Source organism: Streptomyces sp. NPDC002817, assembly GCF_053592055.1.
The window spans coordinates 97729-119008 of the sequence record NZ_JBSFUY010000008.1; the positions used below are offsets into that span (position 1 = coordinate 97729).

Genomic DNA, 21280 nt, shown 5'->3' on the forward strand with positions numbered 1-21280 from the left:
GTTCCCCATCCCCCGCGCCTCTCGCTCCGCCGCCGGAGCGTCACGTATTGGCCGCATAGTCCTTCGCGAACTCCTCGGCCATTCTGTCGCCGCCCCGCGATCGCCACTTCTTCACGGCCGCGTCCCACTCCGACAGCGAGATCCGTCCGGCGACGATCCCGGTGACCGTGTCGTCGAGCATCGCCTTGAGTGTGGTCCCCTGAGCGTTCTTCGTACGGGACTGGAGTCCGTACGAGGCGTTGCGGACGGCGTGCGGCACCGTCTGCTGCTGCCAGGTGTGCAGGGCCCGTACGGCATCCGGCATCCCCGGTACGAACAGCACCTGCGGGCCCTCGGCGAGGTACTTCAGCGGCAGGTTGGTGTTGTTCTCGACCTCGCCGAGCTTGGTGGGCTGCGGGGAGCCGTCCTTGCCGCGGGTGAAGTGGGTGCCCTCGACGCCGTAGTGGACGAGCTCCCACTCCTTGCTGCCGAAGGGGGCGGCGAGGTAGTCGAGGATGCGGAGGAGCAGCTCGACGCGTTCCTTCTTCGCCTTCTTCAGGACGGTGTAGCCGAAGGAGCGGCGGGCGGCGACTATGCCGCCGGGGGTGCCGTCGACGCTGTACGGGAGGGCGGCTGCCGGGGTCAACTTGCCTTGACTCTCACGGTACTTGGGGAGGTAGGCGCCGAAGCCGTCCTGCATGGAACCGACGGTGCCGTTGTAGAAGAGGGTCGTCAGGTCGATCTGGGAGATGGAGGTCGCGTCCGGGTGGTACGCGCCCCCCTTCCGCAGTCCGGCCTGGAAGGCGATCGCGGCCTTGAAGCGTTCGTCGGCCCAACCCGGCTGGAAGACACCGGACTTGGTGACGGCCCACTCCTGCGGTGCGTTGTGCGCGGCGGAGTGCACGGCGTTGCCGAACAGGGACCCCTGGGCGGCACCAAGAGCGTAGGTACGGCCGCTCGTGGCCTTCTTGGCAACGGCCGCGAAGTCCTCCGATGTCCAGCCCTCCGTCATGCCGGCGTCGGTGAACAAGCCCTGGTTGAGCCAGAGGGTGGAGCCGGGCAGCGGGCGTTCCAGGGGGATGCCGTAGACACGGCCGCCGATGCGGCCCATGTCGTGCCAGGCGTGGGTGGGGATGTTGGCGAGGTTGGGGTAGTCGGCGACGGCCGCACCCGAGAGGAACGGGGTGAGGTCCTCGGCCCTGCGCTGCACGAACTCGGCCTCACGGGGCAGGACGAACCCGGAGAACATGTTGATGATGTCCGGCAGGCTGTCGGGGTCGCCCGCCATCACCGTCGCCATCTTCTTCTGGTAGTCGGCCTGGGAGATGATCGTGTACTCGATCTTCACGCCGAGGGCCTTCTCGACGGCCGCCCAGAACTGGTTGGCGGAGGCCGGCTTGGGCGGCGTGCCGAAGGACACCGACATGACCTTGACCGTGGAGCCGTCGCCCGGAGTGCGGGCGACGGACTTCACCAACTCGGCGGGGTAGGCGGTGTATCCGGCCTGGACACCGGCGTCGGTGGGGGCCAGGTCGGGCTTGGGGCCGGTGGCGGGCCGGTACGACGGCCAGGGGGCGAGCTTCTTGCCGGCGTTGGAGACGTCGCTGTCGCCGGAGCCGGTGGAACAGGCCGTCAGTACGCCCGGGACGGCGACGGCGGCCATGGAGCCGAGCAGGGTGCGACGGGACATGCGGGGCATGGGTGAATCACCTCGTGTCAGCTTGTGGGAGCTTGCGTCAGCTCTTGATGGCGCCGGTGAGCACGCCCTTGGTGAAGTACTTCTGCAGGAAGGGGTAGACGAGCAGGATCGGCACGGTGGCGATCACCAGGACCGCCATCTGCACGGTCTGCGGGGCGGTGACCGTGCCCTCGCCGGTGGTGGCGTCGGTGAGTCCGGAACCGGCCACCACGTAGGTGCGCAGCACCTGTTGGAGGGGCCAGTGGTCGCTCTCCAGGTAGAGCGAGGCGTAGAACCAGGAGTTCCAGTACGCCACCGCGTAGAAGAGTCCTACGACGGCCAACGCGGCCTTGGACAGCGGCAGTACGACCGAGAAGAGCACCCGCCAGTCCCCCGCCCCGTCCAGGCGCGCCGCCTCGTACAGCTCCTCGGGGATGCCCTGGAAGAAGCCGCGCAGGACGACGAGGTTGAAGACGTTCACGAGGACCGGCAGGACGAGCGAGGCGTAACTGTCCAGCAGGCCCAGCTCCTTGACCAGCAGGAAGCTCGGGATCATGCCGGGCGGGAAGAGGAACGTGAACAGGACGAGCAGCAGGACGGGCCTGCCGCCGAAGACGCCGGGGCGGGAGAGGGCGTAGGCGAGGGTGACCGTGCAGGCGAGGCTGAGCAGGGTGCCGACGATCGTGACGCCCGCGCTGACGCCGAGGGCGTGGGTGACGATGCCGCCGTCGAGGATGTCGCGGTAGGCGTCGAGCGAGGGCTCGGTCGGCCAGAGCACCCAGCCGCCGTTGGCCACGACCTCGTCGGTGGAGGCGAGTGAGGTCGAGACGATGACGAGGAACGGGACGCAGACCAGGAGGACGACGGCCACGAGGGCCAGGCCCTTGGCTGCCTGGGTCAGCGGCTTCGGCTTCTCCATCCAGCCGGGCCGTACATGGCTGCTCACTTGTAGACCCCCTGTTCGCCGAGGCGGTGGGCGACCTTGTTGGCGGCGTAGACGAGAAGGGCGCCGATGACGCCCTTGAACAGGCCCGCGGCGGCGGCGAATCCGTAGTCGCCGCCGACGATGCCCTGGTAGTAGACGAAGGTGTCGATGATCTCGGCGGCTTCCGGGCCGACCGCGTCGCGCTGGAGCAGCATCTGCTCGAAGCCGACGGAGAGGATCTCGCCGAGCCGCATGATCAGCAGCAACACGATCACCGGGCGGATGGCGGGCAGCGTGACGTGCCAGAAACGCCGCCAGGGGCCGGCGCCGTCGATCGCGGCGGCCTCGTACTGCTGCTCGTCGACCTGGGCGAGGGCGGCGAGGAAGATGATCGTGCCCCAGCCGGCGTCCTTCCAGACGACCTGGGCGACGACGAGCGGCTTGAAGGCGTCGGGGTTGCCGATGATGTCGACGGTGTGCAGACCCATGCCGTCCAGGCCGGAGTTGAGCAGCCCGGTGTCGCCGAGGAGCTGCTGGAAGAGGGCGACGACGATCACCCACGAGATGAAGTGCGGGAGATACGCCACCGACTGCACGAACCGGCGGACGCTGCTCCACGTGAGGCTGTGCAGGAGCAGGGCGAGGGCGAGCGGCACCGGGAAGAAGAAGACCAGCTGGAGGACGGAGATCCAGAGGGTGTTGAGGACCGAGTCCCAGAACGCCCCGTCCTCGAACATCCGCTGGAAGTTGCCGAGTCCGACCCAGGGGCTGCCCCAGATCCCGTCGAAGGGGACGTACTCCTTGAAGGCGATGACGTTGCCGACGAGGGCGCCGTAGTGGAAGAGCAGGAAGTAGGCGAGGCCGGGCAGCATGAGCAGGACCAGGGATCGTGAGGCCCTGCCCTGAAAACCTTTTCGCCGTCGGGGCGCACCGCCGGAACGACGGCGCGCCTCCTTCACCTCCTCGGTACCTGCACGTTCCCGTAGTACAGCGGCCACGGGTCCCCCTCACGTCTCGAAGTCGGAGCGAGAGGAAGTTAAAACGTTTTCATTGGTCGGTCAACAGCTCTGACAGAGAAAGGCTGTTGACCTTCGGGACCCCGGGATCAGTTCCTGGCGCGGCGGGCGACCGCGACCGCTCCCCCGCCGACGAGGAGCAGGGCGAGGGCGCCGCCCACGATGTACGGGGTCGTCGAGCTGCCGCCGGTCTCGGCCAACCCTGCCTCGGCGGGGGCGCCTTGGGGCTCCACGTCTCCCGCGGGAGTGGTCGCGGCGGCGGGTGCGGCCGGGGTCTCGCAGGTGGCTTTCGCCAGTGTCAGGGTTCCCTCGACCTCGGCCACGTTGAGCTTCAACGGGTTGATGGAGACGGTGAGTTCGAGGGCGGTGGCGGCTGCCGTGTTCGTGGTGGTCTCGGTCCTGGAGAGGTCGAGACGGACCTCGCCGACGCCGGGCACCTTGACCTCGGTCGGGCCGCCGGCAGTGAGCGTGACCTTCTTGCCGAGGACGGTCACCGAGCCCAGCAGGTTGGAGGTGGCGGTCGGGGTCCTGCCGGCCTCGCAGGTCGCCTTGGAGGTGACCGTGCCGAGCTCGATGAGCGAGAGCAGGGGCAGGCCGGGGACATGGAGCTCGGCGTGGGCGAGGGTGGTGGAGGCCTCGGCCTTGGCGTCGGTCACGTCCGCCTTCGCCGACGCCACCTGCGCGTCGAGCACGCTGAAGGCCTTTCCGCCGTCGACGCCGTTCAACTGGGCGCTCAGCGCGGTCTTCTCGGCGCTCTGCGGCGCCTGCACTTCGTTGAGGGAGACCGCGAGCGGGACGTTCACGGTCTTGTTGAGCAGGGACACGTCGAGCCCGGTACGCAGGACGACGGCGCTCGCGCGTCCTTCGTCACCGGTCGCGTGCGCGGAGCCGGCGCCGGCCAGGACCGCGGGACCTGCGGCCAGGACCGTGGCCGTCGCGACGGTCGCGAGACGGCGTGCGGGCATGCGGAAGTTCTTGCCGTTCAAGGTGGGGACCCCTCAGAGGAGACTTGCTCGGGACCCGGCAAGAATTACGTACTCAGAGTGAACAGTCAGCAGTCCGGCGGGACTTCACCCCAACGTGGTGTTTCCGTGAACCTTTTCGAATCGTGCGGCACGGGTGTTCCTCGAAGTCACCCCTGGACCCCCATGTGTGCGAGCGCTCCCGTTGACGCGCCGGTTCGAGAGCCGGAGTGCACAACGAAGTGGGGCGACTTTCGGTCACGCTCCGTCAACGACGCGCCCGTTCAGCACGACCCGTCGCGGCGCCGCCAGTACGCGTACATCGGCCCGTGGGTCCTCGTCGTACACCACGAGGTCGGCCGCGGCGCCCTCCTCCAGGCCCGGGCGGCCCAGCCACGCGCGGGCCGCCCAGGTCGTCGCCGCGAGCGCCTCGGTCGGGGGGATGCCCGCCCTGGTCAGTTCCGCGACCTCGGCCGCGACCAGGCCGTGGGGCAGGGTGCCGCCGGCGTCGGTGCCGACGTAGACCGGGATGCCGGCGTCGTAGGCGCTGCGGACCGTGTCGTAGCGGCGTTCGTGGAGGCGGCGGATGTGGGCCGACCAGCGTGGGAACCTGGACTCGCCGCCCTCGGCCAGTTTCGGGAACGTGGCGATGTTGACCAGGGTCGGGACGATCGCCACGCCGCGGTCGGCGAAGAGCGGGATCAGTTCGTCGGTGAGGCCCGTGGCGTGTTCGACGCAGTCGATGCCCGACTCGACCAGGTCTCGCAGCGACGACTCCGCGAAGCAGTGGGCCGTCACCCTCGCGCCCACGCGGTGGGCCTCGGCGATCGCCGCCTGCGCCGCGTCGCGCGGCCAGCTGGGGGCCAGGTCGCCCACTTCGCGGTCGATCCAGTCACCGACGAGCTTGACCCAGCCGTCGCCGCGGCGGGCCTCCTGGGCGACGTACGCGACCAGGTCGTCCGGTTCGATCTCGTGGGCGTAGCCGCGGATGTAGCGGCGGGTGCGGGCGATGTGGCGGCCGGCGCGGATGATCTTCGGGAGGTCCTCGCGGGCGTCGGTCCAACGGGTGTCCGAGGGGGAGCCGGCGTCGCGGATCAGCAGGGTGCCGGCGTCCCGGTCGGTGAGGGCCTGCGCTTCGGCTACGTCGATATCGACCGGGCCGTGCGGGCCGAGGCCTACGTGGCAGTGTGCGTCCACCAGGCCGGGGAGGGTCCAGCCCTCGACGGTGCGGACGTCCTGGGCGCCGAGGGGGCGGTCGTAGGTGATGCGGCCGTCGAGGACCCAGAGTTCGTCTCGGACGTCCTCCGGGCCGACGAGGACCCGTCCCTTTACGTGCAGCGCCACCTGATCACTCATGTACCGCACGATATGCGTTTCGCTCGACGGGTTGTTCTTCGGCTGCGGCCCGGTGGGGGCTTGTCGCGCAGTTCCCCGCGCCCCTAGGGGGCGCGCTTGTCCTCTTCCTCGACATCTGCCATCGCTGGGTCCAGGAGCCGCGACAGAAAATGCCGGGTGCGTTCATGGCTCGGGTTCGTGATGACCTGGGCCGGGGTGCCGTCCTCCACGATCACTCCCCCGTCCATGAAGACCACCCTGTCGGCGACCTCCTTCGCGAACGTCATCTCGTGGGTGACGACCATCATCGTCATGCCCTCCTGAGCCAGCATCCGCATCACCGCGAGCACATCCCCCACCAGCTCCGGGTCCAGTGCCGACGTCGGCTCGTCGAAGAGCATCACCTCGGGGCCCATCGAGAGCGAACGGGCGATCGCGACCCGCTGCTGCTGGCCGCCGGAGAGGGAGGCCGGGTAGGCGTTCGCCTTCTCGGACAGGCCCACCCGCTCCAGGTTCTCGGCGGCCACCTTCGCCGCCTGTGCCTTGTCCCGTCTGAGCACCCTGCGCTGGGGCAGCGTGAGGTTCTCGGTCACGGTGAGGTGCGGGAAGAGGTTGAACTGCTGGAAGACCATGCCGATACGGCGGCGTACGGCGTCGATGTCGACATCGGGGTCGGTGAGTTCGGTGCCGCCGACGAAGACCTGGCCCTTGGTGGGTGCCTCCAGGAGGTTCACGCACCGCAGCAGCGTGGACTTGCCGGATCCGGAGGGGCCGATGACGCAGACGACGTCGCCCTGGCCGATCTCCAGGTCGATGCCCTTGAGGACCTCGTTGTCGCCGAACGACTTGTGCAGAGCGCGGACTTCGATTTCCGGTCGGCTCATTTCACGGCCTCCTGGGCCTTCGCCTCCATGCGGCGCACGACGAAGCCGAGCGGGATCGTCACCAGCAGATAGCACAGGCCGGCGACGAGGATCGGCGTGGAGTTGGCGGTCGTACTGGCCAGGTCACGGCCGTACTTGGACAGTTCGCGCTCCTCCAGGGTGACGCCGAGGAAGAGGACCAGCGAGGAGTCCTTGAAGAGCAGGACGAGTTCGTTGGTCAGCGGCGGCAGGATGATCCGGAACGCCTGCGGGATGATGATCGAGACCATGGCCCGCGCGGGCGAGAAGCCCAGTGAACGGGCCGCCTCCAGCTGCCCCTTGGGCACCGCCTGGATGCCCGCGCGGATCGTCTCCGCCATGTACGCGGCCGCCACCAGGCCGAGCGCGAGGGCGACCTTGCCGTAGGTGCCGCCGGGGATCTCGGTCCCCGGGAAGGCCAGTGGTACGGCCACGCCGATGAAGATGAAGATCAGCAGGGCGGGCAGGCCGCGGAAGATCTCGATGTACACGCCGGCGAACCAGCGGTACGGGCCCACCGACGACAGCCGCATCAGCGCGATGACCATGCCGAGGACGAGTCCGAACACGAAGCCGGACAGCGTGTAGAGCACGGTGTTCTTCAGCGCGAGCGTGATGACGTCCGGGAACATCTGCTCGGCGATGTCCCACTGCGCGAACTGGTTCTTGAGCCGGCCCCAGTCGGCCGACGCCGCGAAGGCGACGACGGCCGCGACGAACACGACGTACTGGGCGCCGCGCGACAGGCTGCGCTTCTGACTCCGGGTCAGGCCCTTCTTGCGAGGCTGGAGTTGTGCGCCGGAGCTCGTCATGAGGCGGACGGGGACGCGGAGGCCGCGGACTCGTCGTAGGGGCCGATCCACTTCTCGTACAGCGTCTTGTACGTGCCGTCGGACTTGGCCTCGGCGAGGGCCTTGTTGATGGCGGCGAGCAGCTTGGTGTTGCCCTTCTTGACCGTGAAGCCGTACTGCTCACCGGTGTTGATCTGCTCGGCGACCTGGAAGGCGTCGGCGTTGGCCTTGGTCTTCAGCCAGCCCTGGACGACCGGGTAGTCGATGACGACGGCCTTGACCTGGCCGGAGCGCAGACCGTTGAGGACGGCGTCGGAGGACTCGAAGGAGACCGGGTCGAGGCCCTGGCTCTTGGCGTAGTCCTCGCCGGTGGTCTGCGCCTGGGCGCCGATCGCGACCTTCTTGGACTTGGCGTCGGCGAGGGACGTGATGCCGCTGCCCTTGTCGACGAGGAGAGCCTGGGTGGCCTCGAAGTACGGGTCCGAGAAGTCGACGTTCTTCTTGCGCTCCTCGGTGATGGTCATGCCGGCGGCCGCGAGGTCGCACTCGCCGGAGTTGAGGAACGCACCGGTCTTGAAGTTCTCGAACGGCGTGTCGAGGATCTCCTGCTTGACGCCGAGGTCCTTGGCGGCGAGGTCGATCAGCGACACGTCGAAGCCCTGCACCTTGCCGTCGATCTCCGACTGGAAGGGCGGGTACGGAAGGTGGGTGCAGGTGGTGAGCTGCCCCGCCTTGACGAGCTCGACACCGCCGGCGGCGGTCTTGGTGCCGCTGCCGCCGTCGTCGTCCGAGGAGCAGCCGGCCACGAGCACGAGCCCGGCCGTCGCGGTGGTGGCGGCCAGGATGCGGGTCCGACGCCCGAGGATCGTCTTCACGGGGAAGCCTCCTGTGAGGGAACTGTCTGTTCCGGATATCGGGTTCCGATTATAAGGAGAAGTTTGAGACCCTCAAATCAAACCGATGGTTATAGGGCCGTCTGACCTAAGAAGTCGGTGGCGGGACGGGGTGCCGAGGGTGCCGGTTACCCTCGATTCGTTGATCCCGTGAGTGAAGAGAGCACCACTGTGACGCACCCCTTCCTGGACCTGGCCCCCCTCAGCGCGGCGCACTTCGCGTCGATCGAGGACCGCGTGGCGCGGCTGCTGAGCACCTCGCAGGATGTCGTGATCATGCAGGGGGAGGCGTTGCTGCCGCTGGAGGGGGCGATCCGCGCGACCGCGGGTCCCGGCACCGTGGCGCTGAACGTGATCACCGGGCCGTACGGGCAGACCTTCGGGGACTGGCTGCGGGACTGCGGGGCCACCGTGATCGATCTGGCGGTGCCGTTCCACACGGCGGTGACCGCGGAGCAGATCCGGGAGGCCTTCGCCGAGCATCCGTCGATCGACTTCGTCTCGCTGGTGCACGCGGAGGCGGCGACGGGCAACACCAACCCGGTCGCGGAGATCGGGGAGGTGGTGCGGTCGCACGGTGCGCTGTTCTACCTGGACGCCGTCGCCTCGATCGGGGCGGAGCCGGTGCTGCCGGACGCGTGGGGTGTCGACCTGTGTGTGATCGGGGCCCAGAAGGCGATGGGCGGGCCTGCGGGTGTTTCGGCGGTTTCGGTGAGCTCGCGGGCGTGGGCCCGGATGGCGGCGAACCCGCAGGCGCCTCGGCGGTCGTATCTGTCCCTGCTGGACTGGAAGGAGCGGTGGGTCGACGGCGGACGCAAGGCGTTGCTGCACGCGCCGGCCCAGCTGGAGATGCTGGCGCTGGAGGCCTGCGTCGAGCGGATCGAGTCGGTCGGGCTCGACGCGGTGATGGCCCGCCACGCGTCGGCGGCCGCGGCGACCCGGGCGGGCGCCGTGGCCCTGGGCGGCGGACTCGAGCCGTATGTGTACGAGGCCCGGGACGCGGCGCCGGTCGCCACGACCCTGCGGGCTCCTGCGGGGGTGGTGGCGTCGGAGCTGGTGGCTCGGGCGCTGGCCTCGGATCCGGCGCTGCCGCTGGCCGCGGGTGGGGGCGCGCTGGCCAAGGAGATGATCCGGGTCAACCACTACGGCGCGGATGCGACGCCGGGCGCCGTGCGGGCGAGCCTCGCGGCGCTGGGGGCCGCGTTGAGTGAGCAGGGGCTGGATGTGGATGTGGAGGGGGCTCTGCGGGCTGTGGAGGACAGCTGGCGGTAGGTGTTCGGGCTGGGGCCGGGTTTTCTCGCCCCCGCCGCCCCGACCCGTCCCATCCCCAGGGACCGCCGCCCCTTCGACTCCGCCCCCAGGGGGGCTCCGCCCCCTGGACCCCCATCGGCCCGAAGGGCCTCGTCCTCAAACGCCGGACGGGCTGGACGGTGCGGGCGGGCTGAAAGGTGCGTTCCGGCATGCCGTACCCCCATGCCATGCTCCCCGCATGACCACCGACACGCCCCTCACCCTCCCCGACGGCCGCCCCGTCCCCCTCCTCACCGGCGGTGAACTCCCCATGCTGGAGAGCTGGTTGCACTTTCATCGGGCCACGTTGGAGCTGAAGTGTGCGGGGCTGGACGACGAGCAGGTGCGGTGCCCCTCCGCGGAGCCGTCCGGGCTCACGTTGCTCGGGCTGGTGCAGCATCTTGCCGAGGTCGAGCGGAACTGGTTCCAGCGGGTGGTCGCGGGGCTCGAGGTGCCGCCCGTGTTCGGCGAGGCGACCGGGTACCGCCTTGATCCCGCCCGCACGCTCGAGGACGCGCTCGATGTCTGGCGGCGGGAGATCGCCCGGGGACGCGAGATCGTCGCCGGGCGGTCGCTCGACGACACCGGGCGGGTCATGGAGGGGCCCGTTCCCGGGATGGAGGTGAGCCTGCGGTGGGTGTTTATCCACATGATTGAGGAGTACGCCCGGCACAACGGGCATGCCGACATCTTGCGGGAACGAATCGACGGGGTGACCGGAACCTAATTCAGGGGTAATTCTGGAATTCATTCCAGAGCAGCTTCCCGTATTCGTCTGCCCGCTTTCCCTCGTCCTAAACGCAAAGATTCTGCGAACGTCAACCGGATGAATTCGGGCAGATCTCATGGGGATTACATGGCTGTGACGCGTTACACATCGGGGGTAGTTTGCGCCCTTTCGTATGGATAAAACCGCCCATACCTCGCACCTTTCACGCGTCCGCCCGCGCCCGCGTGATAACACATGAACCGCCGACCCGTAACCCCTCTCGGCGATGCAATTTTTAATTTCCCTGGGTAAATTCAATTCGCATGACTGCCGCACAAGCAGACACGACAGCAGAACTGCAAATCGACCGACCGTCCGTCGCGGACGGCGCCGCGTTGTGGCGGATTGCGAGGGACTCCAAGGTCCTCGACCTGAACTCGTCGTACAGCTATCTGCTGTGGTGTCGCGACTTCGCCGCGACGTCGGCCGTCGCGCGGGACGAGCGCGGGGAGCCGGTCGGCTTCGTCACCGGATACCTGCGGCCGGACCGTCCGCGCACCCTGCTCGTCTGGCAGGTGGCGGTGGACGAGACGCACCGCGGACGCGGACTCGCCGGGGCGCTGCTGGACGCACTCGCCGTGCGGGCCTCGGCCGAGCAGCGGATCACCGCCGTCGAGACCACCATCACGCCCGGCAACACCGCCTCCGAGCGGCTGTTCGGCGCCTTCGCCGAGCGTCATGACGCCGACCTGGAGCGTGAAGTGCTCTTCGACGCGGGCCTGTTCCCCGACGGGCCGCACGAATCCGAAGTCCTGTACCGCATCGGCCCCCTATCCCTCTGACGACCCGAGACGACCCGAACGCACTCCCCCACGCATCGAGGAGCGATTCTTCGTGACCATCACCCAGCCCGACCTCAGTGTCTTCGAGACCCTCGAGTCCGAGGTGCGCAGCTACTGCCGCGGCTGGCCCACCGTCTTCGACCGCGCGCAGGGCAGCCGCATGTACGACGAGGACGGCCACGAGTACCTGGACTTCTTCGCGGGCGCCGGATCCCTGAACTACGGGCACAACAACCCCGTCCTGAAACGGGCGTTGATCGACTACCTGGAGCGGGACGGCGTCACGCACGGGCTCGACATGTCCACCACCGCGAAGCGGGCCTTCCTGCAGACCTTCCAGGACGTCGTCCTGCGGCCGCGCGATCTGCCGTACAAGGTCATGTTCCCCGGCCCGACCGGCACCAACGCCGTCGAGTCCGCGCTCAAGCTCGCACGGAAGGTCAAGGGGCGCGAGGCCATCGTCTCGTTCACCAACGCCTTCCACGGGATGTCCCTCGGGTCGCTCGCCGTCACGGGCAACGCCTTCAAGCGGGCCGGCGCCGGCATCCCGCTCGTGCACGGCACACCGATGCCGTTCGACAACTACTTCGACGGCGCGGTCGAGGACTTCCTGTGGTTCGAGCGACTCCTGGAGGACCAGGGCTCCGGACTCAACAAACCGGCCGCCGTGATCGTCGAGACCGTGCAGGGCGAGGGCGGCATCAACGTGGCCCGCAAGGAGTGGCTGCAGGCGCTCGCCGAGCTGTGCGAGCGGCAGGACATGCTGCTCATCGTCGACGACATCCAGATGGGATGCGGACGTACGGGGGCCTTCTTCTCGTTCGAGGAGGCCGGCATCACGCCCGACATCGTCACCGTGTCCAAGTCGATCAGCGGCTACGGCCTTCCCATGTCCCTCTGCCTGTTCAAGCCGGAGCTGGACATCTGGGAGCCGGGCGAGCACAACGGCACCTTCCGCGGCAACAACCCCGCCTTCGTCACCGCCACCGCCGCCCTGGAGACGTACTGGGCGGACGGTTCCGCGATGGAGAAGCAGACCCGCAAGCGCGGTGAGCAGATCGAGCAGGCCCTCATCTCCATCACCGAGGAGAACCTCGCCGATGTGAAGGAGTACCGGGGGCGCGGGCTGGTGTGGGGCCTGGAGTTCCACGACAAGGAGCGCGCCGGGCGGGTGGCGCACCGGGCCTTCGAGCTCGGGCTGCTCATCGAGACGTCGGGTCCGGAGAGCGAGGTCGTGAAGCTGCTTCCGGCGCTCACGATCACCCCCGAGGAGCTGGACGAGGGACTCAGCGCCCTGGCCCGCTCCGTACGGGAAACCGTCTGAACCACCGTCTGTACAAACCGTCTACATAGGAGGCATCGCAGCACCGTGATCGTCCGTTCGTTCAAGGACATCGAAGGCACCGACCGCCATGTGAGGGCCGCGTCCGGCACCTGGGAGAGCAAACGCATCGTCCTCGCCAAGGAGCGCGTCGGCTTCTCGCTGCACGAGACGATCCTGTACGCGGGTACGGAGACGTCGATGTGGTACGCGAACCACATCGAGGCCGTCGTCTGCGTCGAGGGCGAGGCCGAGCTGACCGACCACGAGAGCGGGCTGACCCACTCGATCACGCCCGGGACCATGTACCTCCTGGACGGGCACGAGCGGCACACGCTGCGGGTCAAGGAGGACTTCCGCTGCATCTGTGTGTTCAACCCGCCCGTGACCGGCCGGGAGGACCACGACGACAACGGCGTCTACCCGCTGCTCACCGAACCCGAGGAGGTGTGACCGCATGACCACCGTCACCGATCTCTACCCCAGCCGCGGCGCCACCGAGGTGGCCCTCCCGCGCAAGGATCCGGTCGTCTGGTCGGCGCCCGGAGCGCCGGGACCGATCGGCACGGGTGAGCTGGAGTCGTTCGAGCGCGACGGCTTCCTCGCCGTCGAGCAGATCGTCGGCGACGACGAAGTGGCCGTCTACCGGCAGGAGTTGGAGCGGATCGTCACCGATCCCGCGATCCGCGCGGACGAGCGGTCGATCATCGAGCCGAAGTCCAAGGAGATCCGGTCCGTCTTCGAGGTGCACCGGATCAGCGAGGTGTTCGCGCGCCTGGTGCGGGACGAGCGCGTCGTCGGACGGGCCCGGCAGATCCTCGGCTCGGACGTGTACGTCCACCAGTCGCGGATCAACGTCAAGCCCGGGTTCGGCGCGTCCGGCTTCTACTGGCACTCGGACTTCGAGACCTGGCACGCCGAGGACGGGCTGCCGAACATGCGGACGGTGTCCGTCTCCATCGCCCTCACGGAGAACTACGACACCAACGGCGGCCTCATGATCATGCCGGGCTCGCACCGTACGTTCCTCGGCTGTGCGGGGGCCACGCCGAAGGACAACTACAAGCAGTCGCTGCAGATGCAGGACGCGGGCACGCCCTCGGACGAGGCGCTGACCGCGATGGCCGGTGAGTACGGCATCAAGCTGTTCACCGGCAAGGCCGGTTCGGCGACCTGGTTCGACTGCAACTGCATGCACGGGTCCGGCGACAACATCACGCCGTTCCCGCGCAGCAATGTCTTCATCGTGTTCAACAGTGTGGAGAACGCGGCCGTGGAGCCGTTCGCGGCACCGATACGCCGGCCCGAGTTCATCGGCGCGCGGGACTTCACTCCCGTCCGCTGAGCACCTGGCAGTCCGTGCAGCCTTTCGACGCCCCCCGCCGTAGAACGTCTTACGGTCGGGGCGTCGACGGGTCTGCCGAGACCGCTCAGAGCCAGGCCAGTCGGGACGCCTGGTCCAGTACGTTCTGTGCGGCGTCCTCGTCGCCCGAGGTGCCGCGGGGTACCTCGTCGGGGGTGTAGCGGCCGCCCACCAGCAGGCAGAAGTCGACCGGATCCAGGGTGAGTTCGGCCCGTACGGGCTCGTCCAGCGAGCCCAGTACCCATCGTTCGCCGCCGGTGACCGAGAACAGCACCGGCTCGGCGTCCCGGCCCAGGGCCAGGCCGAGGATGCGGACGGCCAGGTGGACCAGCTGCCACAGGTGCGCCTCGGGCGGCGGCGGGACGGCGAGTCCGAGGGCGCGGCCGATGTCGTCGGTGTGGATCCACGCCTCGAAGGCGCGCACCACGTAGTGGTCGGCGACCGGCAGCCGTACCCCCATCAACATCACCGCACGGGCGGCCGGTTCGGGATCGAGGGCCTCGGGCGCGGTGAGCAGTTCGCCCGCCTGTGCCGCCCAGTCGGCGACGGTCTCCTCGGGTGTACGGCCGTACTCGTGGGCGATGACCTCGGCGGTCCGCTCGTTCCAGGCCTTGCCCCAGTGGGTGTCGTGCGGGATCCGGGAGAGCGGCAGACGGGTGTCCAGGCCGAGCAGCCGCGCCAGGTGCTCGTCGGCGGCGAGGAGATGGGCGACGGTCGCGTGCACGTCCCAGTCGTGCACGACGGGGGTGGACCAGCGGCCCTCGATCTCGGGCAGCAGCGCCTTGAGTCCTGCCACCGCCGCGGCGTAGGGGGCGGCGTGCGCCGCGACCCGGGGTGCGGCGGGGCGGGTGCGCAGGGCGCCGGAGAGGATGTCGGCGGCCGGGCGGCGACCCGGGCCGTTCGCCGCGGAGCCGTCGAGAAGTCGTACCGTCTCCCGCAGCCGCTCCGCCTCCGCCGCGCAGCTCTCGCACTCGGCCAGATGCAGCGGGACCGTTCTGCGGTCGGCGGGGTCCAGGGCTCCGAAGGCCCAGGCGGCCAGCAGGTCGCGTACGCCGTCGTGTTCGGTGGTCACCGGACGCCCCCCTTTCGCGCGAGGTCTCCTGCCATCATGCGCCTCTTTCGAGCGCGGGATCGGGTGGGTCCGCCAAAGACTCGGCCAAGGTACGTAACGCTGTGCGCAACCGTGTCTTGGCCGTCCCCTCGGGGATGCCGAGTTCGACCGCGGCCTGCCGGTAGGTGCGGCCCGCGAAGTAGGCCAGGTGCACCACCTCCCGCTGGTGCTGCGGGAGTTCGGCGAGGGCCGAGTGAAGCAGGAGGCAGCGTTCCCGGTCGACGACCGTCTCGTCGGGGCCGGGACCGGGCTCGGGGATGGCCTGGAGCGCGGAGTCGTCGGCGCCGGCGGCCTTGCGGTGCCGGGCCTCGCTGCGCACCCAGTCCACGGCCCGCCGGTGGGCGAGCATGGAGAGCCAGGTGCGCAGGGTGCCGCGGCCCGCGTCGAAGGCGTACGGCCTGCTCCACAGGTGGGCGAAGACCTCCTGCGCCACGTCCTCGGCGGCGCCCGGGCTCCGGGTGACCCGCACGGCGATCCGCAGCACCAGGCCGCCGTACGCCTCGTACGCCTCGGTCAGCGCGGACTCGTCGCCGTACACCAGCCGCCTGTGCAGCTCCGTGTCGACGGGAGGCCGCACGGACGTATCGCCCGCGTGTTCCACCGGCACCACCACCCCTGGTGCCTTTCCTAGCGTTCTCGCCGGGCCCGCGCCAGCGGTTCGCAACAACAGGCCATGGCCAATGGTTCGCGCGCCGTAGGTCAGATGGACAGGGCGTCCAGGAGGCGGTCGACGTCCGCGGTGGTGTTGTAGAGATGGAAGGCGGCGCGCAGATTGCCCGCGCGGTCGGAGACCTCGATGCCCGCCGCGCTCAACGCGGGCTGTTTCGCGCCGAGTCCGGGGACGGAGACGATCGCCGAACCGGGGGCCGGCACGGGTTCGTGGCCGAGGGTGGCGAGGCCCGCGCGGAAGCGGTCGGCCAGGGCCAGGTCGTGGGCGTGGATGGCGGCCACGCCGAGTTCCTCGATCAGGGAGAGGGAGGCGCGCAGGCCGGCATAGGTGAACAGGGCGGGGCTGATGTCGAACCGGCGGGCGGAGTGGGCGAGTTCGGCGATCGGGCCGTAGCAGCTGTTCCAGGGGATCTCACCCGCGACCCAGCCGGCCAGCAGAGGAGTGAGGGCGCCGAAGTCCTCCGGGACCACCAGGAAGGCGGCGCCGTGCGGGCCGAGCAGCCATTTGAAGCCGGTGGAGACGGTGTAGTCGTGCTCGGTCGCGTCCATGGCCAGCCATCCGGCGGCCTGCGAGAAGTCGACGTAGGTCCGGGCCCCGTGCGCCCGGGCGGCCTTGCGCAGCGCGGGCAGATCCGCGATGCGGCCGTCGGCGGACTGGGCGGCGCTGACCGCGACGAGGGCGGTCTCCGGGCGGACCGACTCGGCGAGCCGCTCCAGGGGGACGATGCGGACCTTGAGGTCGCCCCGGGCGTGGAAGGGGTTCACGACGGACGTGAAGTCGTCCTCCGCGGTGAGGACTTCGGCGCCCGCCGGAAGCGAGGCCGCGACCAGGCCGGAGTAGGTGGAGACGGAGGCACCGGCCGCCACCCGGTGCGTCGGCACCGCCGCCAGGCGGGCGAAGGTCGCGCGGGCCGTCTCCACGTCCTCGAACAGCGGGTCCAGCGGCCTGCCCTCGGCCCGGATCCTCGTGGCCTCCGTCAGGGCGGTCACGGTGCGGGCGGGGAGCAGACCGCTGGACGCGGTGTTCAGAAAGGTGTTCTTCGGGGCGAACTCGGTACGGACGAGGCTCTCGAAGGTCTCCATGGATCCACTGTGAAGCCGCTCGAAGCATGAGTCCATTGCGGATTTTTACGTGGTTCCCCTAAGGAACCCTTATGGGTCCGTCCCGACCTGCGCCGTCTCAGTGCTGCTGCGGTACCGCGCATCCGTCGGGGCCGCAGGCCTCCGCGCCGTTGTCCTCGATCAGCGTCAGCGGCGGGCGCTCGCCCCAGGCCTGGGTCAGCGCCTGGGCGAAGACCTCGGCGGGCTGGGCGCCGGAGACGCCGTACTTGCGGTCGAGGACGAAGAACGGCACGCCGTTCGCACCGAGTTCGGCGGCCTCGCGCTCGTCGGCGCGGACGTCGTCGGCGTAGGCAGTGGGGTCCGCGAGGACCTTGCGGGCGTCTTCGGCGTCCAGGCCCGCGGCGACGGCCAGCTCCACGAGCCGCTCCCCGCCCTCGGCGAAGACGGAGCGCTCCTCGGCGAAGTTGGCCTTGTAGAAGATCTGGATGAGCTCGTCCTGCCTGCCCCGCGCCTTGGCGAGGTGGAGCAGGCGGTGCATGTCGAAGGTGTTGCCGTGGTCGCGGTCGCGGGTGCGGTACGCCAGACCCTCGGCGGCCGCCTGGGTGCCGAGGTTGTCCTCGGCGTCCTGGGCCTGGGTCTCGCTGATGCCGTACTTCTTCGCGATCATCGGGACGACGGGTCCGATGTCGGTCTTGTCGCGTCCCGGGTCCAGCTCGAAGGAGCGGTGGACCACCTCGACCTGGTCACGGTGCGGGAAGGCCTCGAGCGCCTTCTCGAAGCGGGCCTTGCCCACGTAACACCAGGGGCAGGCGATGTCGCTCCAGATCTCGACGCGCATGTCTTCGGCTCTTTCCAGGTCGCACGGGTACGGAGACGGCCTCCGGTTAATGGGTGAACGTTCAAGGAGTGGGGTTCATTCCCCGGTCAGCAGGAGGGTCATGCGCAGATGGTGCTGCCCCGGTTCGACGGGGTGCGGGGCCCAGCCCTGACGTGCGTAGAAGGCCCGCGCCCGCGCGTTGTCGACATGCACCTCCAGCACGGCGCTCCGCTTGCCGTCGGCCTGCCACTGCTCGACGCAGGCCGTGTGCAGGGCGGTGCCGACGCCGGAGCGCCACCGGTCGGGGTCGACGTGGAACTGGAAGAGCTTGACCGTTTCCGCCGGGGCTCCCTCGGAGGTACGGAAGGAGGCGAGCCCCACGATGCGCCCGTCGTCCACCAGGCACAGGACATGGCCGTCCGGCCGGGCGATGGCGCCCTGCCAGGCGGCGAGCCAGTCGGTGCCGTCGTCCGGGACGCCGTCGGGGTAGTACGTGGCCCGGGCGCGGGCGTGGAGGGCGGTGACGGCCTCCGCCTCGGCGGGTACGGCGGTCCGGATCACTCGGGCTCCTACGGCCCTGTCATGGATCATGCAACGGAGGACGTGACCTCGGTCGGCCCGGTTCCCAGGCGGCTGTACTGGGCCCGGTAGGCGCTCGGTGTCAGACCGGTGCGGCGGACCAGATGGGCGCGGAGCGAGTCGGCGGTGCCGAGGCCGCAGGAACGGGCCACCTGGTCCATGGGGAGGGTGGTCGTTTCCAGGAGTTCCTTCGCGCGCTCGACGCGCTGGTGCAGGAGCCACTGGAGGGGGCTGACGCCGCTCTCCGCGTGGAAGCGGCGGGTGAGGGTGCGTACCGAGACGCCTGCGTGGCGGGCGAGGTCGGTGAGGGTGAGGGGCCTGTCGAGGTTGCGCATGGCCCAGCCCCGGGTGTCGGCGCAGGCGGTGCCGCGTTCGGGGGGCAGCGGGGTCTGGGTGAACTGGCTCTGGCCGCCCGGCCGTACGGGGGCCACCAGGGAGAGGCGGGCCACCTCGTTGGCGACCGCGGCGCCGTAGTCCGTGCGGATCATGTGCAGGCACATGTCGATGCCGGCCGCGTAGCCGGAGGAGGTGAGGATCTGGCCGTCCTGTACGTACAGGACGTCGCCCTGGAGGTCCAGGGACGGGTAGCGGTCGCGCAGTTCGTCCGCCAGTTGCCAGTACGTGGTGGCGCTGCGGCCGTCCAGGAGGCCCGCCTCGGCCAGTACGAATGCGCCGCTGCAGATGGAGGTCACGCGCTTGCCGGCCGCCGCCGCCTCGCGCACGGCGTGGATGGTGCGCGGGTCGGGGGCGTAGCGGTGGCCCGTCCCGGCCACCACCACCGTGTCGGCGCCCCCGACCGCGTCCAGACCCCGGTCGACGTGGAGGGCGAGGCCGCCGGTGGTGGCGACGGGGCCCGGGTCCGGGGTGCAGACGACGACCTCGTAGCCCTGGCCGCCGTCCACCTCGACCTTCTCGAACAGCAGCTCGGGGATGGCCAGGTTGAACATCGAGACCGGGGTCGGCGCGATGACGACGACGCGGTGCGGGGCGCGGGGCATGGCCAGAACCTCCGGATGTATGGCATTCAGGCCACTACTGTACGGCGGTGAAGATCCGCAGCATGAGGGGCATGTCCGGCAATCACTTGGCCAAGAATCATCAACTCACCGCTTCTTCCGGGGAGTCGCAGTCCATGAGGACCTCTCCCACCACCACGCTGGTCGCCGCCCTTCTCGGCTTCGCGCTGATCACCCTCGACGCGTCCGTGGTGAACGTGGCCCTCCCGGCCATCGGCTCGGCGCTCGGTGGTGAGATGGCGGGCCTGCAGTGGGTGGTGGACGCCTACACCCTCGCCTTCGCCGCGCTCATGCTGTCCACCGGCGCCTTCGCGGACCGGGCCGGGGCGAGCCGGGCGTACGCCATCGGGATCCTGCTCTTCACCCTCGCCTCGGCGGCCTGCGGGCTGGCACCGAACCTGGCGGTGCTGATCGGCGCCCGGGCCGTGCAGGGTGTCGGGGCGGCCGTGGTGCTTCCGGCGTCGCTGGCCCTGGTACGGCAGGCGTATCCCGATGCCGCGCGCCGGGCGCGTGCCGTGGCCACGTGGGCCGCGGGCGGTTCGGTGGCCGTCGCCCTGGGGCCGGTGGCGGGCGGTGCGCTGACGACGGCCTGGGACTGGCGGGGCATCTTCTTCATCAACCTGCCGCTGGGGGCTGTGGCGCTGACGTTGCTGGTGCGGGCCCCTCGGTCGGAGCGGCGTCCGGCCCCTCTCGACCTGCCCGGACAGCTGACGGCGATCGTGGCCCTGACGGCGCTGACGTTCGCGGTGATCGAGGGCGGGGCGACCGGGCTGGTGGCGCTGGCGGTGGCCGTGGTGTCGGGCGTTCTCTTCGTGCGGGTCGAGGCGCGACAGGCGCATCCGGTGGTCCCGCCGGGTCTGTTCCGTACCCGGGCCGTCTCCGTGGCGGTCGCGGCGGGGGTGGCGTGCAGTGTGGCCTTCTACGGGGTGGTGTTCGTCTTCTCCCTCTTCTTCCAGCAGGTCCAGGGGCATTCGGCGCTGTACGCCGGGCTGCTGTTCCTGCCGATGTCGGGGCTGATCGCGGCGTCGAACGTGTCCGCGGGAAGGCTGGCGGGGCGCTACGGGCCGAGGGTGCCGATCCTCATCGGCCAGGGCCTGGCGACGGCCGGTCTCCTGCTGCTGCTCGTGTGCGTCGACGAGGAGACCCCCGCGGCCCTGGTGGCGGCCTTGCTCATCCCCCTGTCCGTCGGCTGCGCGCTGACGGTGCCACCACTGACGTCCCTGATGATGGAGGCGGTACCGGCGGAGCGAGCCGGCCTGGCGGCCGGCGTCCTCAACTCCGCCCGCCAGACGGCCGGAGGGCTGGGCATCGCCGTGTTCGGGACGCTGGTCTCCCACGGGTTCGTCGAGGGGATGCGGGAGAGTCTCGGGATCGGCGCGGCCCTGTTCGCGGTGACGTGGCTGTTCAGCTTCCGTCTCTCAGGTCCTTCGGCCAGTCGGGCCTGAACTCCAGGTGGTCGTACGTCACGACGCAGCCCTCGCCCATCGGGGACTGTGTCATGAAGCCGACGAGGGCGGCGTCGCTCTTCTTCTCGTCGTCGAGGGTGAACAGCCGGACGAATATCCAGCGTTCGCCGTCCCGGGAGGCGTGGAAGGCGAAGGCGCGGCCGGTGCGGCTCACTCTGAGCCAGACCGAACTGCCGTCCACGGTGAAGGAGTTGGCGTCGTCGGAGTGTCCCCGGGTGACCACCGTGCAGATGGTGGCCACGTCCGGGGAGTACTCCAGACAGAGCTTGGCCCAGGCCCGGTCGCCGACATGGACGTAGAGCACACCGGCGTCGAAGGACGCGTTGAACCCCACGGTGACCCGCGCGATGAGCTGAAAGTCCCCTTCGGGCGCACCGAGCAGCCGCGGCGCGTCGGAGGCGGGATCGAGCCCTTCGGCCGTGGGCGGCACGAACCGGTCCTGCCGGGGCCCGGCCCACCCGGTGAGCACACCGTCCTCGTAGGACCAGTGCCCGTCGGGTCCGTAGGTACGGAGGGGAAAGGGCAGTTCGGAAAGCGAGATGTCCATCGACTGA

22 protein-coding genes are annotated in these 21280 nt (G+C 69.7%); 7 read left to right on the forward strand and 15 right to left on the reverse strand.

The window, feature by feature from the left end:
* Nucleotides 1–40 precede the first annotated feature (40 nt).
* From ACWD3I_RS17695 to ACWD3I_RS17730, 8 genes are all read right to left on the reverse strand, one after another.
* Nucleotides 41–1678 (reverse strand): type 2 periplasmic-binding domain-containing protein, encoded by a 1638-nt coding sequence (locus tag ACWD3I_RS17695; protein ID WP_365409916.1) that lies wholly within the window; start codon nucleotides 1676–1678, stop codon nucleotides 41–43.
* A 37-nt stretch (nucleotides 1679–1715) separates the two neighbouring features.
* Nucleotides 1716–2603, reverse strand: coding sequence for a carbohydrate ABC transporter permease (locus ACWD3I_RS17700; protein ID WP_365409919.1), 888 nt, complete (start codon nucleotides 2601–2603; stop codon nucleotides 1716–1718).
* Complete coding sequence (locus ACWD3I_RS17705) at nucleotides 2600–3454, reverse strand: ABC transporter permease (RefSeq protein ID WP_365409922.1); 855 nt, start codon at nucleotides 3452–3454, stop codon at nucleotides 2600–2602. Before ACWD3I_RS17705 ends, ACWD3I_RS17700 begins: the two co-directional genes overlap by 4 nt.
* Nucleotides 3455–3687: 233 nt before the next feature.
* Nucleotides 3688–4584 (reverse strand): SCO1860 family LAETG-anchored protein, encoded by an 897-nt coding sequence (locus ACWD3I_RS17710; protein ID WP_365409925.1) that lies wholly within the window; start codon nucleotides 4582–4584, stop codon nucleotides 3688–3690.
* A gap of 234 nt (nucleotides 4585–4818) precedes the next feature.
* On the reverse strand, nucleotides 4819–5916 hold the full coding sequence (locus tag ACWD3I_RS17715; protein ID WP_365409928.1) for an amidohydrolase family protein: 1098 nt from the start codon (nucleotides 5914–5916) through the stop codon (nucleotides 4819–4821).
* 83 nt (nucleotides 5917–5999) lie between these two features.
* Entirely contained in the window at nucleotides 6000–6779 is a 780-nt protein-coding gene (locus tag ACWD3I_RS17720; protein WP_365409931.1) for an amino acid ABC transporter ATP-binding protein, read from the reverse strand.
* Complete coding sequence (locus tag ACWD3I_RS17725; protein ID WP_365409933.1) at nucleotides 6776–7609, reverse strand: amino acid ABC transporter permease; 834 nt, start codon at nucleotides 7607–7609, stop codon at nucleotides 6776–6778. Before ACWD3I_RS17725 ends, ACWD3I_RS17720 begins: the two co-directional genes overlap by 4 nt.
* Nucleotides 7606–8463, reverse strand: coding sequence for a transporter substrate-binding domain-containing protein (locus tag ACWD3I_RS17730; protein WP_365409936.1), 858 nt, complete (start codon nucleotides 8461–8463; stop codon nucleotides 7606–7608). Before ACWD3I_RS17730 ends, ACWD3I_RS17725 begins: the two co-directional genes overlap by 4 nt.
* 189 nt (nucleotides 8464–8652) lie before the next feature.
* Between ACWD3I_RS17730 and ACWD3I_RS17735 the strand changes: the two genes are divergently transcribed.
* From ACWD3I_RS17735 to thpD, 6 genes are all read left to right on the forward strand, one after another.
* Complete coding sequence (locus tag ACWD3I_RS17735; protein ID WP_365409938.1) at nucleotides 8653–9753, forward strand: pyridoxal-phosphate-dependent aminotransferase family protein; 1101 nt, start codon at nucleotides 8653–8655, stop codon at nucleotides 9751–9753.
* A gap of 217 nt (nucleotides 9754–9970) precedes the next feature.
* The gene (locus ACWD3I_RS17740; RefSeq protein ID WP_365403627.1) at nucleotides 9971–10498 is read left to right on the forward strand and encodes a DinB family protein; all 528 of its coding nucleotides are present in this window, start codon (nucleotides 9971–9973) and stop codon (nucleotides 10496–10498) included.
* 305 nt (nucleotides 10499–10803) lie between these two features.
* A complete protein-coding gene (gene ectA / locus ACWD3I_RS17745) occupies nucleotides 10804–11322 on the forward strand; it encodes a diaminobutyrate acetyltransferase (RefSeq protein ID WP_365403630.1) in 519 nt (172 codons plus the stop codon).
* Between the two features lie 52 nt (nucleotides 11323–11374).
* Nucleotides 11375–12646, forward strand: a complete 1272-nt coding sequence (ectB, locus tag ACWD3I_RS17750) for a diaminobutyrate--2-oxoglutarate transaminase (RefSeq protein ID WP_365403633.1) — start codon at nucleotides 11375–11377, stop codon at nucleotides 12644–12646.
* A 45-nt stretch (nucleotides 12647–12691) separates the two neighbouring features.
* Nucleotides 12692–13096, forward strand: coding sequence for an ectoine synthase (locus ACWD3I_RS17755; protein WP_266894161.1), 405 nt, complete (start codon nucleotides 12692–12694; stop codon nucleotides 13094–13096).
* 4 nt (nucleotides 13097–13100) lie between these two features.
* Nucleotides 13101–13988, forward strand: coding sequence for an ectoine hydroxylase (gene thpD, locus ACWD3I_RS17760; protein WP_365403635.1), 888 nt, complete (start codon nucleotides 13101–13103; stop codon nucleotides 13986–13988).
* An 85-nt stretch (nucleotides 13989–14073) separates the two neighbouring features.
* Here thpD and ACWD3I_RS17765 read toward each other — a convergent pair whose 3' ends face one another.
* The 6 genes from ACWD3I_RS17765 to ACWD3I_RS17790 form a co-directional block, all read right to left on the reverse strand.
* Complete coding sequence (locus tag ACWD3I_RS17765; RefSeq protein ID WP_365403638.1) at nucleotides 14074–15078, reverse strand: maleylpyruvate isomerase family mycothiol-dependent enzyme; 1005 nt, start codon at nucleotides 15076–15078, stop codon at nucleotides 14074–14076.
* Nucleotides 15079–15112: 34 nt separating this feature from the next.
* Nucleotides 15113–15730 carry an RNA polymerase sigma factor gene (locus tag ACWD3I_RS17770; RefSeq protein WP_365403642.1) on the reverse strand — a complete coding sequence of 206 codons (618 nt, stop codon included), beginning with the start codon at nucleotides 15728–15730 and terminating at the stop codon, nucleotides 15113–15115.
* Between the two features lie 86 nt (nucleotides 15731–15816).
* A complete protein-coding gene (locus ACWD3I_RS17775) occupies nucleotides 15817–16869 on the reverse strand; it encodes an aminotransferase class V-fold PLP-dependent enzyme (RefSeq protein WP_365403645.1) in 1053 nt (350 codons plus the stop codon).
* Between the two features lie 97 nt (nucleotides 16870–16966).
* The gene (locus ACWD3I_RS17780; RefSeq protein ID WP_365403648.1) at nucleotides 16967–17686 is read right to left on the reverse strand and encodes a DsbA family oxidoreductase; all 720 of its coding nucleotides are present in this window, start codon (nucleotides 17684–17686) and stop codon (nucleotides 16967–16969) included.
* A 75-nt stretch (nucleotides 17687–17761) separates the two neighbouring features.
* Entirely contained in the window at nucleotides 17762–18256 is a 495-nt protein-coding gene (locus tag ACWD3I_RS17785) for a GNAT family N-acetyltransferase (RefSeq protein ID WP_365403651.1), read from the reverse strand.
* The gene (locus tag ACWD3I_RS17790) at nucleotides 18253–19242 is read right to left on the reverse strand and encodes a GlxA family transcriptional regulator (RefSeq protein WP_365403654.1); all 990 of its coding nucleotides are present in this window, start codon (nucleotides 19240–19242) and stop codon (nucleotides 18253–18255) included. Before ACWD3I_RS17790 ends, ACWD3I_RS17785 begins: the two co-directional genes overlap by 4 nt.
* A 134-nt stretch (nucleotides 19243–19376) precedes the next feature.
* On the opposite strand from ACWD3I_RS17790, the gene ACWD3I_RS17795 reads away from it, so the two are divergent.
* On the forward strand, nucleotides 19377–20705 hold the full coding sequence (locus ACWD3I_RS17795) for an MFS transporter (RefSeq protein WP_365403657.1): 1329 nt from the start codon (nucleotides 19377–19379) through the stop codon (nucleotides 20703–20705).
* Here ACWD3I_RS17795 and ACWD3I_RS17800 read toward each other — a convergent pair.
* Nucleotides 20665–21273 (reverse strand): DUF1349 domain-containing protein, encoded by a 609-nt coding sequence (locus ACWD3I_RS17800; RefSeq protein WP_267016252.1) that lies wholly within the window; start codon nucleotides 21271–21273, stop codon nucleotides 20665–20667. The two genes, ACWD3I_RS17795 and ACWD3I_RS17800, sit on opposite strands and share 41 nt — an antisense overlap.
* Nucleotides 21274–21280 lie beyond the last annotated feature (7 nt).

Bases quoted from the DNA above. Each gene is read 5' to 3' on its own strand.
- ACWD3I_RS17775 (WP_365403645.1), bottom strand. From the start codon at position 16,869: ATGGAGACCTTCGAGAGCCTCGTCCGTACCGAGTTCGCCCCGAAGAAC.
- ACWD3I_RS17715 (WP_365409928.1), bottom strand. From the start codon at position 5,916: ATGAGTGATCAGGTGGCGCTGCACGTAAAGGGACGGGTCCTCGTCGGC.
- ACWD3I_RS17720 (WP_365409931.1), bottom strand. From the start codon at position 6,779: ATGAGCCGACCGGAAATCGAAGTCCGCGCTCTGCACAAGTCGTTCGGC.
- ACWD3I_RS17780 (WP_365403648.1), bottom strand. From the start codon at position 17,686: ATGCGCGTCGAGATCTGGAGCGACATCGCCTGCCCCTGGTGTTACGTG.
- ACWD3I_RS17740 (WP_365403627.1), top strand. From the start codon at position 9,971: ATGACCACCGACACGCCCCTCACCCTCCCCGACGGCCGCCCCGTCCCC.
- ACWD3I_RS17725 (WP_365409933.1), bottom strand. From the start codon at position 7,609: ATGACGAGCTCCGGCGCACAACTCCAGCCTCGCAAGAAGGGCCTGACC.
- ACWD3I_RS17800 (WP_267016252.1), bottom strand. From the start codon at position 21,273: ATGGACATCTCGCTTTCCGAACTGCCCTTTCCCCTCCGTACCTACGGA.
- ACWD3I_RS17795 (WP_365403657.1), top strand. From the start codon at position 19,377: ATGAGGACCTCTCCCACCACCACGCTGGTCGCCGCCCTTCTCGGCTTC.
- ACWD3I_RS17785 (WP_365403651.1), bottom strand. From the start codon at position 18,256: ATGATCCATGACAGGGCCGTAGGAGCCCGAGTGATCCGGACCGCCGTA.
- ACWD3I_RS17790 (WP_365403654.1), bottom strand. From the start codon at position 19,242: ATGCCCCGCGCCCCGCACCGCGTCGTCGTCATCGCGCCGACCCCGGTC.
- ACWD3I_RS17705 (WP_365409922.1), bottom strand. From the start codon at position 3,454: ATGCTGCCCGGCCTCGCCTACTTCCTGCTCTTCCACTACGGCGCCCTC.
- ectA (WP_365403630.1), top strand. From the start codon at position 10,804: ATGACTGCCGCACAAGCAGACACGACAGCAGAACTGCAAATCGACCGA.
- ACWD3I_RS17695 (WP_365409916.1), bottom strand. From the start codon at position 1,678: ATGCCCCGCATGTCCCGTCGCACCCTGCTCGGCTCCATGGCCGCCGTC.
- thpD (WP_365403635.1), top strand. From the start codon at position 13,101: ATGACCACCGTCACCGATCTCTACCCCAGCCGCGGCGCCACCGAGGTG.